Origin of the sequence: Streptomyces sp. SID14478, from assembly GCF_010548525.1 — a bacterium.
Lineage (GTDB): Bacteria > Actinomycetota > Actinomycetes > Streptomycetales > Streptomycetaceae > Streptomyces.
In genome coordinates this window covers 1-11966 of the sequence record NZ_JAAGMG010001458.1, presented here as the reverse complement: position 1 = coordinate 11966, position 11966 = coordinate 1, and the positions used below count along the sequence as shown (strand labels likewise).

Below are 11966 nucleotides of genomic sequence, written 5' to 3'. Positions count from 1 at the left end.
CGCCGCGGTGAAGGCGCCGCCCGCCGAATCGGGCCTGGTCGGCTCCTGGTCCCGCGCGAAGCCCGTCGTGAACGGCTCGCCGGACCCCGTCGTCCCCGCGCCCGCGCCCGCCGAGGGCGCGGCCTGGCGGCCCTGGCGGTTCCGGATGTCGAACGACGTGTGGGGCACTCCGAACGTCGCGGGGGACCTGGTCTACGTCACGTCCTTCGAGGTCCACGCCCTGGACGTGGCCACCGGCCGGCGCCGCTTCAAGACCCGCGACGTCGCCTGGTCCATGGCGGTGGCCGACGGCCGCATCCACGCCTCCGACGGCCCGACGCTGTGGGCCCTCGACGCCCGCGAGGGCGGCGACCTGTGGCGCCTGGGCACCGACTCGTGGGTGTACGCCCTCCAAGCCGACCGCGGCACGATCGTCACCGCCACCCGCGGCGGCGGCGTCCAGGCCCGCGAGGCCGTCAACGGCGACATGCTGTGGGAGATCACCGGCTGCCAGACCGACTTCGAGACGCCCGAGGCGGGGCCCGTCGTCCACGACGGCACGGTGTTCGTGTGGCAGGACGCCCGGCTGCGCGCCCTGGAGGCCCGCACCGGCGAGGAGCGCTGGTCGTACCCGATCGGCGACGCCGCGTCCTGCGGTGGCGTCCCGGTCCGCCTCACCCCGGCACCCGACGGATATGTGTACGTTTCCGCGGGCACCCGCGTGCTGGCCGTCGACATCGGCTCCGGGCACGTCCGCTGGCACTTCGAGGCGCCCGCGGTGTTCCTGTGCCCGCCCGCGTACGCGCCCGGCCCGGCCGTGACCGGCGGCGGTGTCTACCTCGCCGACCACCTCGGCACCGTCTACGCCCTCGACGCCACGGACGGCCGCGACCGCTGGCGCATCGCGACGGAGCCGCGGCCCGCGACGATCGACCCCGTACTGGTCGCGCACGGCCACGTCCACGTCGGCAGCGGCCAGGGCCTCTACACCCTGGACGCCGTGACAGGCACGCCGAAGTGGCGCTTCCAGGCCGGCGGTGACCTCGTCGGCTCGCCGGTGGTCGCCGACGGGCGCGTCCACTTCGGGGCGACGGACCACCTGCTGTACACGCTGAAGGCCGACGACGGCCGACTGCGCTGGAAGCTGGCCACCGGCGGCGAGATCACCGGCACCCCGGTCGTCCGCGACGGGGTCGTCTACGCCTGCAGCAAGGACCGCTGCGTGTACGCCCTGGACGCGGAGAAGGGCACCGGGACCAGCAGACCCTAGGCACCCTGTCGGGCCGGGCTCCGGGCCAGGTAGGGTCCGCGCCGTGATGAAACGGGGAATCAGACTGACAGCTGTGGCGGCGATGGTGGTGGTGGCCCTGACGGGCTTCTCCACCGGCCGGGGACACGGGCACTCGCGCGGGCACGGAAGCGGCGGTGGCGGGTGCAGCAGCTCGTCGCAGAACCACGACAGTTCGTCGAACTCGTCGACTTCCGGAGGCAGTTCCTCCGGGTCGACCTACGACGATGACGACTACTACGGCGATGACGACGACACGTACGGCTCCTCGTCCGGGTCGACGGGCTCCTCGTCGGGCGGCAGCACCTACACGCGGCGGCCCACCTACCGCTCCACGCCGACGTCGTCCGCGACCGGCAGCAGTGAGCGCAAGTACGGGAACGCCCGGCTCGTGCGGTGCGCGAGCGTGCAGCGGCCGTACGCGACGGTCGAGGTGAGCAACCCCTACGGCTCGACCGAGGTGTTCGAGGTGAGCGTGTCGTTCGTCGACAAGGACGGGGACGGCGGCGGCCGCTACGAGACGGAGACGGTGGCCGTCACCCGCAAGGGGAAGGCCACCGTGAAGGTGCCGCTGGCGCAGGCGTCGGACGCCGCCGACATCCGGAGGTGCTCCGTGCAGCCGAAGGCGCCGGTCCGCCTCTAACGCACCCGGAAGCCCTGCGCCGTACGGGAGTTGAAGAGTGCCGCCTGCCGCTCCGGCGGCAGGTTGCCGAGCGCGATGAGGTGCGGGGCCTGCGCGAAGGCGTGGGCCCGCGCCGTCTCCGTGGCCGCCCACACCGCCCGGACGGTGCCCTGTACCGCTTCCGTCGGGTGCGCGGCGATCGTCGTCGCGCACCCGACGGCCGCGGCCAACGCGCCGCCCGCAGGCGTGAGTTCGCTGACCAGGCCGGTCTCGTACGCCCGGCGCGCCGACAGCCGCTCCGCCGAGCCCATCAGTGCGAGCCGCGCCACCTCGCCGGGCGGCATGCGCTGCGCCAGGTACCCGGTCTCGTACGCGCTGACCATGCCGTACGTGGTGTGCGGGTCGAAGAACGTGGCCGTCTCGTCCGCGATCACGAAGTCCGCCTCGCCGAGCAGGTAGAACGCCCCGCCGCAGGCCATGCCGCCGACGGCCGCGATGACCGGCTTCCACAGGTCGTTGGCCTTCGGGCCGACGGTCAGGAGCGGGTCGTCCATCGAGTAGGGGGACGCCGGCTGGGGGGCGTCCGTGTCGCGGTCGATGCCCGTGCAGAAGGCGCGCTCGCCCGCGCCGGTCAGCACGATCGCCCGTACGCCGTCGTCGTGGCGGAACTCCCTCCAGGCGGCGGTCAGTTCGGCCACCGTCTGCAGGTCGATCGCGTTGAGGCGGTGCGGGCGGTCCAGGGTGACCACGGCCACCCCGGTCTCCTTGTCGGTCTCGATCCGCAGGGTCACGGCCGCTCCAGCACCCAGCGCGGCAGTGTCATGCCGTCCAGCTGCGTGAAGACGACCTGGACCTTGGCGCCGATCCGGATGCGGTCCGGGTCCATGGAGTCGAGGGGGGCGTCGGCGGAGGTGACCAGGTTGCCGACGAGGCGGATGCGGGGGGCGTCCGCCAGCTCCACGATGATCGCGTTGTAGGGGGCCTGCGCGGCGTAGGCCGGGAGCAGCGGGGGGTGCGGGACGACGTAGGACCAGATCCGCCCGTGGCCGCTCATCCTGCGCCACTCGGAGTCGAAGGACCGGCAGTGCGGGCAGCACGGCCTCGGGGGGAAGCGGAGTTCGCCGCATGGCGGGCTGGCGCATGCCTGCATGCGGAGTTCGCCCTGGGCCGCGTAGTCCCAAAAGGGGGCGCCGTCGTCGTCTGTCACCGGGGTCAGTAGGGCTTGTTCGGATGCGTCTGCCATCGTCTGATTCCTTCGGAGTGCGGGCCGTGTGTGGTTGCTCGCGCAGTTCCTCCCTAGGCCCCTCTCAGCAGCACGGCCGACGTCGGGACGCCCTCGCCCGCCGTCACCAGACACGTCCGGGCGTCCGGGACTTGGGCCGTGCTCGTGCCCCGCAGCTGCTTCACGCCCTCGTTGATGAGGTTGAAGCCGTGGACGTAGGCCTCGGACAGGCCGCCGCCCCCGGTGTTGATGGGCAGCCGGCCGCCGCTCTCCAGGGCGCCGCCCTCGGTGAACGCGCCGCCCTCGCCGCGCCCGCAGAAGCCGTACCCCTCCAGGGACAGCGGGATGAGCGGGGTGAACGCGTCGTAGATCTGCGCCACGTCCACGTCCTCCGGCGTCAGGTCGGAGTTCTTCCACAGGTGGCGGGCGGCGGTCCAGGCGGGGCCGGTGAGCGGGTCGTCGTTCCAGTAGTTGACCATGCCGTGGTGCTGGGCGGGCAGGCCCTGGGCGGCCGCGTGGACGTAGACCGGCTTCTGGCGGCAGTCGCGCGCCCGCTCCGCGGACACGAGGACGCACGCCAACGCCCCGTCCGTCTCCAGGCAGTTGTCGAAGAGGCACAGCGGCTCGCTGATCCAGCGGGCGTTCATGTACATGTCCCGGGTGAGGGGGCGCTCGTACATCATCGCGGCCGGGTTCTGGTTGGCCCGGTTGCGGCAGGCGAGGGCGACGTTGAACAGGTGGTCGCGGGTCGCGCCGAACTCGTGCATGTAGCGGCGCGCCAGCATGCCGATCTCGTCCGCGGGGCGCAGCAGCCCGAAGGGCCGCGTCCACTGGGCGGGCGTGGGGAGTTGGACGGTGGTGTTCTTCCACGGGCGCGGCCCGGAGCCGCGCTTGCGCGAACGCCACGCCACGCCGACGCTCGCCTGGCCGGTCGCGATGGCGGTGGCCAGGTGCCCGACGGTCGCGCACGAACCCCCGCCCCCGTAGCCGATCTTGCTGAAGTAGGTGACGTCGCCGGCGCCGACGGCCTTCGCCACCTCGACCTCGTCCGTCTCCTCCATCGTGTACGAGGCGAAGGCGTCGACCTCGGACGGTGCGATGCCCGCGTCGTCGAGGGCGGCGATGATCGCCCGGCACGCCAACGTCTTCTCGGATTCGGGGAGTTGTTTGGCGAAAGCCGTCTGGCCTATGCCGACGATGGCCGTCGCGTCCTTGATGCTGCTCACCATGGCACCCCCACCTGTGCGCCTGGATCTCTGTGCTGACAGCGCGTCAGGCTACAGCTAATCTGACGGTTAGTCAGCTACGGCGTTGCGGGAGGTCGTCTCATGCGTACGACGGATGGCGAGTGGGGAACGGTCCCGGAGCTGGTGCGGGACGCCGCCGAGCGGTTCGGCGGACGGGAGGCCGTCGTCGACGGCCGCACCCGGATCACGTTCGCGGAACTCGGCGAGCGCGTCGAGCGGGCCGCGGCCGCCTGTCTGGCCAGCGGTGTCGAGCCGGGCGACCGGGTCGCGATCTGGGCGCCGAACACCCTCGACTGGATCGTCTCCGCGCTCGGCGCGGTGAGCGCCGGAGCGGTCCTCGTACCGCTGAACACCCGCTTCAAGGGCGCCGAGGCCGCCGACGTCCTGGCCCGCTCCCGGGCCCGGCTGCTCTTCGTCACCGGCACCTTCCTCGGCACCTCGTACGTGGCATCGCTGCGCCGCGCGCAGGAGGCGGGAGCTCAACTACCCGCCCTGGAAAGGGTGGTGGTCCTCGCCGACAGCGCGCCGGACGCGGCCGGGTACCGCACCTGGAAGGAGTTCCTGGCGGCGGGCGACGAGGTCACGGCCGAGGAGGTGCGCGAGCGCGCGGCGGCGGTCCTCCCGTCGTCCCCCTCGGACATCATCTTCACCTCGGGGACCACCGGCCGCCCCAAGGGCGCCGTCATCACCCACGCCCAGACCCTGCGCGGCTACGAGATCTGGGCGGACCTGGCGGGCCTGCGCGAGGGCGACCGCTACCTCATCATCAACCCGTTCTTCCACACCTTCGGCTACAAGGCGGGCATCATCGCCTGCCTGATGCGCGGCGCGACGATGGTCCCGCAGCCCGTCTTCAACGTGGACACGGCCCTGGCCAACATCGCGGCGGAACGCATCTCCGTGCTGCCCGGCCCGCCCACGCTCCACCAGTCCCTCCTGGACCACCCCGGCCGCGACGCCCACGACCTGTCCGCGCTGCGCCTCGTCGTGACCGGCGCGGCCGTGGTCCCGCTGCGCCTGGTCGAGCGGCTCCACGGCGAACTGCACATCGAGGCGGTGCTCACCGCGTACGGGCTCACGGAGGCCAGCGGCATCGTCACCATGTGCCGCCGCGGCGACCCGGCCGAACTCATCGCGTCGACGTCCGGCCGGGCCATCCCCGGCACCGAGGTGCGCGTCGACTCGGCGGGCCCCGGCGAGCCCGGAGAGGTCCTGGTGCGCGGCTTCAACGTGATGCGCGAGTACTTCGAGGACCCGGCGGCCACCGCCGAGGTCGTCACGGAGGACGGCTGGCTGCACACGGGCGACGTCGGCGTCCTGGACGCCGACGGCTACCTCCGCATCACCGACCGCATCAAGGACATGTTCATCGTCGGCGGCTTCAACGCGTACCCGGCCGAGATCGAGCAACTCCTCGGCCTGCACCCGGACGTGGCCGACGTGGCGGTGGTCGGGGTGCAGGACGGACGGCTCGGGGAGGTCGGCAAGGCGTACGTGGTGCGCCGCCGGGACGCGGCCCTGACCGCGGACGACCTGATCGCGTGGGCGCGGCGGGAGATGGCGAACTACAAGGTGCCCCGGCAGGTGCGGTTCGTGACCGAGCTGCCGCGCAACGCGAGCGGGAAGGTGCTCAAGCGCGAACTGCGGGACTGACGCGGCGCGTTGTCGCGCCCGCCCGGCTGCACGTCCCCGTCCCCCCGGACGCCACCCTCGTCCTCACCGCCCACGACCCGCCCCGGCCGGACCAACTGGCGACGGTGACCCACCTGATCAGCACCGCCCTCACCCGTATCGGCGGTTAGGCCCTCCCCGGCGCGGAGACGGTCCCCGTGTCCAGGTCGACGAGCGCGTCGGCCCGGTCGCGGCCCGGAGCCACCCGGCGGGCGTTCGCCTCGTCGGAGCGCAGGACCCAGTCGCGGGCGTACGAGGGGGACTTGCCGAAGGCGACGTGGCGGGCGATCAGGCGCTCCACCCGGAGCGCGTCGTCGACGTCGACCCACCACACCTCGTCGAGCAGCGGACGGACGGACGTCGACCACGGGTCCTCGTCCAGGAGGAGGTAGTTCCCCTCGGTCACGACCAGGGGGACGTGAGGCGCCACGGGCAGCGCGCCCGCCACCGGCTGCTCCCGCTCCCGTTCGAACGAGGGCGCGTAGACCGTCTCGCCCGGGCGCGGAGCACGGATCCTGGCGAGGAGCGCCGCGTACCCGTACGCGTCGAACGTGTCCGGCGCCCCCTTGCGGTCCGCGCGGCCCAGCCGGGCCAGTTCGGTGTCGGCGAGGTGGAAGCCGTCCATGGGGACCAGTACGGCCAGGCCGTCCAGCGCCTCCACCACGGCCCGCGCGAGCGTGGACTTGCCCGCGCCCGGCGGGCCCGCGATGCCGAGGACGCGGCGGGGGCCGCCCGGGGCGGCCAGGGTGCGGGCGCGGGCGGCCAGTTCATCGACGTACGACTGCATGGGGCCGAGCCTGTCAGGTCTGCTTCAGCAGCTCCACCAGGCGGGACAGGCCGTCCGCGCCGTGGCCCTCGGCGACGGCGCGGTCGAGCAGCGTCCCGAGCGGGGCGAAGAGGGACGGGTCGACGCCCGCCCCCTCGTACGCGGCGAGGAGGCCGGGGAACGCGGCCCGGTTCACCGCCAGGCTGGAGACGTCGGTGAGGTGGTGCCCGGTGTCGACCGCCTCGGCCGTCGCCGGGACCAGGCCGGACGTCATGGCGACCGTCCAGTCGGCGAGCAGCGGCGCCAGCTCGCGGGCCGGGACGCCCGCCGAACCGCTCAGCGCGAACGCCTGCGCCATCCCCATCACCATCCCGTACATGCCGGTGAGCAGGGACAGGTCCCACAGCGCGGCCAGGCCCGGGTCCGTGCCGGTCCAGCGGGTGCCGCCGAGCGCGGCGAGCGTCGGGCGGTGGCGCGCGTACGCCGCGTCGTCCCCGCTGTAGAAGACGTACGCGGCGTCCGTCGCGATCATCTGCGGTACGGCCATGATGCCGCCGTCGAGATAGGCGGCCCCGCCCGCCGTGGCACGGGCGGCGAACTCCCGTGCCTGGTCCGGGGTCCCGTTGGTCAGGTTCACGAGGGTCCGGCCGCTCAGGTCGGCGTCGTTCAGGACGGTCGCCACGTCGTCGTACGTCGTCAGGCAGACGATCACCAAGGGGCTCGCGGCGACCGCGTCGGCGACCGACCCGGCGGGAGCGGCGCCCTGGGCGACGAGCGGGCCGGTCCGGGCGGCCGTGCGGTTCCAGACGGTCGTCGGATGACCGGCCTCGATCAGGGCCGCGGCGAGGGCGGAGCCCATCATGCCGAGGCCGAGAACGGAGACGGGGGAGGATGCGGTCGTGGTCATGTCCGCATCCTTTGCCGACCCCCAAGTCCCCACAAGTACGCACTATTTGGTCGGGTGCTCACCGAAAGGTAAGTCACCAGCTCAGGGCGTCGTCCATCGACTGCTGCCAGTAGGTGACCTTGAGCGAGTCGTCGACGTAGACGCCCTTGGCGGGCAACGCCGGCCGGGCGGCCGGGCCGTCGTGGTCCGACGGGCCCCCGGGGCCCGCGTAGAAGACGGTCAGGGACTTCGCCGTGTGGCCGTTCGCGCCGCTGCCGTCCGTCGCGGACAGGGCGACGGCCGCGTACCCGGACCGGCCGGGCGAGAGACTGACCACGGCCTGCGGCTGGGAGTCCTCGATGACCGGCGGCACCGACTGGGCCTCGCCGAAACTGACGGCCGGGTAGAAGTAGAGGTCGCAGGCGGTGGAGCCGGTGTTGGTGACCGTGAGGAGCATGTGGTTCACGGGGCGGTTGACCGGGGCGGCGGTGGTGCGGGTGTGGGCGCCGTCGCAGACCGTGCGCTTCGCGGAGGGGGCCGTGGGCTTCGAGGCGCCCGGCCTCCGGGTGGCCGCCTTCGCCGTGCCCTGCGGTGCGTCGTCCGGCGTGGACGTGGCGGGCTTCCCGTCCGACGTGGGCAAGGCGGAGCCCGTCGGGTCCCCGGACCGGCCGGTCGCGGACGACGGCCCCTCGTCCTCGACGCCCGAACCGTCGTCGCACGCGGTCAGGGAGAGCGCGGCGATCGCGACGCTCGCGGCGGCGGTCAGGAGGCGGGTGCGGGAGGTGCGCTTGCTGTTCATGTCGTGGAGCCCCTTCGGCGGTTCCGTGGGTGTGGTGCTTGGATGACCGGAGCTTGTGGGGTGATCCGTCCCGGCCGCCACGGCCGACGGGCAAGACGGGACGCTGGAACGCCGGAACGGGTTCTGACCAGGGAGGATGCGGGCCGCCTGGAACGCTCGGGCGGGACGCGGGGGAAGGGAGAAACGGGTGCCAGGGGACTCGGCGGAAGGCGCGGGGGACGGGTTCGCGACGCTGCTGCGGGAGCTGAAGGACCGTTCCGGGCTCAGCTACGGGACGCTCGCGAAGCGTCTGCACATGAGCACGTCGACGCTGCACCGCTACTGCAACGGCACGGCGGTGCCGACGGAGTACGCCCCTGTGGAGCGCCTCGCCCGGCTCTGCAGGGCGACCCCGGAGGAACTCGTCGAGCTCCATCGCCGGTGGATCCTGGCGGACGCGGGGCGCGGACGACGGGCGCCCGCCGCGGCACCGGGGACGCCGGAGCGGGCACCGGCGGAAGCGGAAGCGGCACCTGCGACGACGGTCGAGCCGGAGTCCGCGACGGCTGAAGGCGGCCGCAGGCGCACCGTCCTCGTCGCCGCCGTCGCCGTGGCCGCGGTGTCCGTCGCCGTGGTCCTCGCCGTAGCCCTGCCCTCCGGCGGCGACAAGGGCGATGACCAGAAGGCGGCCGGTGCCACGGCCGCGGGCGGGCGCGACCCCGGTGACGGGACGCCGACCGCGTCGGGATCCTCGTCCCCCTCACCGTCCGCATCGGCGTCCTCCTCGCCCTCGCCCTCGTCCTCCGGCAAGAAGAGCGGCGCACCGGCGGCCGACCCGACCCGCGCCACCGGGGGCGCCACCGGCACCCCGCTCACCGTCGCCACCCGCCCCTACGTCTACGACAGCCCGTGCAGCCAGCACTTCCTCGTCGACAGCGAACCGGCCCAGATGGGCCCGCCCGCCGGCGAGCAGGACGCCCCGCGCTGGGCCGCCGCGTACGGCGCCGTCTCCTCCGGCGAGCAGCGCGTCGCCCTCACCGTGCAGGGCACCGGCGCCGAGACGGTCGTCCTGAACGCCCTGCACGTCAACGTCGTCAGCAGCGGCGCCCCGCTCGCCTGGAACGACTACGCGATGGGCGTCGGCTGCGGCGGCGGCGTCGGGACCAAGTCCTTCGACGTGGACCTGGACGCGGGCAGCCCCGGCGTCACCGTCAAGAACGGCCAGCGCGACTTCCCGTACAAGGTCAGCGAGTCCGACCCCGAGGTCTTCTACGTCACCGCGCACACCGCGTCCCGCGACGTCCGCTGGAACCTGCGCCTGGAGTGGTCCAGCGGCAGCCGCCACGGCACCGTGCAGATCGACAACGCCGGCACCCCGTTCCGCACCAGCGCGGACACCGGACGCCCCGGCTACGACTACCCGCTGGGCGGCGGCGAGTGGATCGAGCGGCAGGAGCAGCAGTAGCGGCCGGACCGCGGACCTCCCCGCGACCCGCTGCCGCGCCGAGCACGCCGAAGGCCCCGGCGCGCTCGCGCACCGGGGCCTTCGGACCTGCCGTGTGTCAGAGCTTCTCGGGGGTCCGGATGCCCAGCAGGGCCATGCCCTGGTGCAGCGTCCGGGCCGTCAGGTCGCACAGGAACAGACGGTTCTCCACGACCTCCTGCGCCGGGCGCGGCTTGATGACCGGGCACTGGTCGTAGAACGTCGTGAACAGCGACGCCAGCTGGTACAGGTACGCGGCCAGCTTGTGCGGCGCGTACTCGGCCGACGCCTCGAAGACCAGATCGCCGAACGCGTCCAGGTGCAGGCCGAGCGCCCGCTCCGCCGGGGCCAGTTCGAGCTCCGGGTGCGCGGCGGCGCTGTCGCCCTCGGACTTGCGCAGGATCGACTTGATGCGCGCGTACGCGTACTGGAGGTAGACGGACGTGTCGCCGTTCAGCGACACCATCTGGTCCAGGTCGAACTTGTAGTCCCGGTTCGCCGACGTCGACAGGTCCGCGTACTTCACGGCGCCGATGCCCACGTACCGCCCGTTCTCGACGATCTCCGCCTCGGTCAGGCCCACCTTCTCGGCCTTCTCGCGCACGACCGCGGTGGCCCGCTCTACGGCCTCGTCCAGGAGGTCCTCCAGCCGCACCGTCTCGCCCGCACGCGTCTTGAACGGCTTGCCGTCCGCACCGAGCACCGTGCCGTAGCCCATGTTGTGCGCGGTGACCTCGTCGCCGAGCCAGCCCATCCGGCGGGCCGCCTCGAAGACCATCTTGAAGTGCAGCGACTGCCGCACGTCCACCACGTACAGGAGCGTCGTCGCGTCCAGGTCGACCACACGGTTGCGGATCGCCGACAGGTCGGAGGCCGCGTACCCGAAGCCGCCGTCCTTCTTCTGCACGATCAGCGGGACCCGCTCGCCGTCCTTGCCGCGGATCTCGTCGAAGAACACGACGAGCGCGCCGTCCGAACGCTCGGCGACCCCCGACTCCTCCAGGAGCCGCGCGGTCTCGGGCATCAGGTCGTTGTACGCGGACTCGCCGACGATCTCGTCGTCACGGATCTCCATGTCGAGCTTCTCGAAGACCGAGTAGAAGTAGACCTTCGACTCGTCGACGAACCGCTGCCACAGGTCGAGCGTCTCCTTGTCGCCGGACTGCAGGGCGACGACCCGCTTGCGGGCCCGCTCCTTGAACTCCTCGTCGGAGTCGAAGACGGCGCGCGACGCCTTGTAGATCCGGTTCAGGTTCGACATGGCCTGCTGGCCGTCGACCTCGTCGGCCGGGGCCAGCTCGCCCGGGTTCTCGATCAGGTACTGGATGAGCATGCCGAACTGGGTGCCCCAGTCGCCGATGTGGTGCCGGCCGATCGTCCGCTCGCCGGTGAAGTCGAGCATGCCGCGCAGGGCGTCGCCGATCACCGCGGAACGCAGGTGACCGACGTGCATCTCCTTCGCCACGTTCGGCTGCGCGTAGTCGATGACAGTGACGCCGGGGGCGTCCTTCTTCGGCACGCCGAGCCGGTCCCCGTCCGCGGAGCGCGCGGCCAGCGTCTCGGTGATCGCCCGGTCGGTGACCGTGACGTTCAGGAAGCCCGGCCCGGAGACCTCGACGTCCTTCAGCAGCTCCCCGTTCACGAGCTTCTCGACGACCTGGGCCGCCAGTTCCCGGGGGTTCGCCTTGGCCTTCTTGGCGAGGGCGAGGATCCCGTTGGCCTGGTAGTCGGCCCTCTCGCTACGTCGGAGCAGCGGGTCGACTCCGTCGGCGTCCGGGAGGGCGGCCGTGAGGGCGTCGGCGAGGCGTGCGTTGACGTTGGCGGTGATGGACGTGACCGGGGCCATGGGTAAGGGCTGCCGTTCTGGTCGGGGCTGGTGCGAGAGTCCCGACCAGTATCCCACGGGGCGGCAAAGGGGTTTTTCCCGCTGCGCACCCGATGGCCGGCCCGTGGGGCGGGGCCGCTCGCACCGGTCCGGGCGCGCTGTTGCCCGCGCCCGCGCCGAGGGCGCGGCAGTCGCGGAC

Annotated in this window: 11 protein-coding genes; 4 read left to right on the top strand and 7 right to left on the bottom strand. The window is 72.8% G+C overall.

Translation table 11 applies throughout. The features are described 5' to 3' along the window. Together G3I40_RS45525 and G3I40_RS45520 are read left to right on the top strand one after the other, a co-directional pair. A partial coding sequence (locus G3I40_RS45525; RefSeq protein WP_164560642.1) for a PQQ-binding-like beta-propeller repeat protein occupies nucleotides 1–1249 on the top strand: 1249 nt, incomplete at its 5' end. A gap of 82 nt (nucleotides 1250–1331) precedes the next feature. Next, the gene (locus tag G3I40_RS45520; RefSeq protein ID WP_239092329.1) at nucleotides 1332–1910 is read left to right on the top strand and encodes a hypothetical protein; all 579 of its coding nucleotides are present in this window, start codon (nucleotides 1332–1334) and stop codon (nucleotides 1908–1910) included. On the opposite strand, the gene G3I40_RS45515 is transcribed toward G3I40_RS45520, so the two are convergent. From G3I40_RS45515 to G3I40_RS45505, 3 genes are read right to left on the bottom strand one after another with little or no spacing between them, the layout of a single operon-like run. Next, nucleotides 1907–2680, bottom strand: a complete 774-nt coding sequence (locus G3I40_RS45515) for an enoyl-CoA hydratase/isomerase family protein (protein WP_164560640.1) — start codon at nucleotides 2678–2680, stop codon at nucleotides 1907–1909. The genes G3I40_RS45520 and G3I40_RS45515 overlap by 4 nt on opposite strands. After that, nucleotides 2677–3132: an OB-fold domain-containing protein gene (locus G3I40_RS45510; RefSeq protein ID WP_164560639.1), complete on the bottom strand. Its 456-nt coding sequence runs from the start codon at nucleotides 3130–3132 to the stop codon at nucleotides 2677–2679. The genes G3I40_RS45515 and G3I40_RS45510 overlap by 4 nt, the downstream gene beginning before the upstream one ends. A gap of 53 nt (nucleotides 3133–3185) precedes the next feature. Beyond that, nucleotides 3186–4340 carry a lipid-transfer protein gene (locus G3I40_RS45505; protein ID WP_164560638.1) on the bottom strand — a complete coding sequence of 385 codons (1155 nt, stop codon included), beginning with the start codon at nucleotides 4338–4340 and terminating at the stop codon, nucleotides 3186–3188. A 99-nt stretch (nucleotides 4341–4439) separates the two neighbouring features. Here G3I40_RS45505 and G3I40_RS45500 point away from each other — a divergent pair, with 99 nt between their 5' ends. Continuing rightward, nucleotides 4440–6011 carry a FadD3 family acyl-CoA ligase gene (locus G3I40_RS45500; RefSeq protein ID WP_164560637.1) on the top strand — a complete coding sequence of 524 codons (1572 nt, stop codon included), beginning with the start codon at nucleotides 4440–4442 and terminating at the stop codon, nucleotides 6009–6011. A gap of 145 nt (nucleotides 6012–6156) precedes the next feature. On the opposite strand, the gene G3I40_RS45495 is transcribed toward G3I40_RS45500, so the two are convergent. The 3 genes from G3I40_RS45495 to G3I40_RS45485 form a co-directional block, all read right to left on the bottom strand. Beyond that, nucleotides 6157–6816: a nucleoside/nucleotide kinase family protein gene (locus G3I40_RS45495; protein WP_164560636.1), complete on the bottom strand. Its 660-nt coding sequence runs from the start codon at nucleotides 6814–6816 to the stop codon at nucleotides 6157–6159. A gap of 13 nt (nucleotides 6817–6829) precedes the next feature. Then, nucleotides 6830–7702, bottom strand: a complete 873-nt coding sequence (locus tag G3I40_RS45490) for an NAD(P)-binding domain-containing protein (protein WP_164560635.1) — start codon at nucleotides 7700–7702, stop codon at nucleotides 6830–6832. Nucleotides 7703–7775: 73 nt separating this feature from the next. Beyond that, on the bottom strand, nucleotides 7776–8480 hold the full coding sequence (locus G3I40_RS45485) for a DUF4232 domain-containing protein (RefSeq protein WP_164560634.1): 705 nt from the start codon (nucleotides 8478–8480) through the stop codon (nucleotides 7776–7778). Between the two features lie 187 nt (nucleotides 8481–8667). On the opposite strand from G3I40_RS45485, the gene G3I40_RS45480 reads away from it, so the two are divergent. Then, the gene (locus tag G3I40_RS45480; protein WP_343245226.1) at nucleotides 8668–9924 is read left to right on the top strand and encodes a helix-turn-helix transcriptional regulator; all 1257 of its coding nucleotides are present in this window, start codon (nucleotides 8668–8670) and stop codon (nucleotides 9922–9924) included. 97 nt (nucleotides 9925–10021) lie between these two features. Here G3I40_RS45480 and argS read toward each other — a convergent pair whose 3' ends face one another. Beyond that, complete coding sequence (gene argS / locus G3I40_RS45475; RefSeq protein WP_164560632.1) at nucleotides 10022–11788, bottom strand: arginine--tRNA ligase; 1767 nt, start codon at nucleotides 11786–11788, stop codon at nucleotides 10022–10024. Nucleotides 11789–11966: the final 178 nt, after the last annotated feature.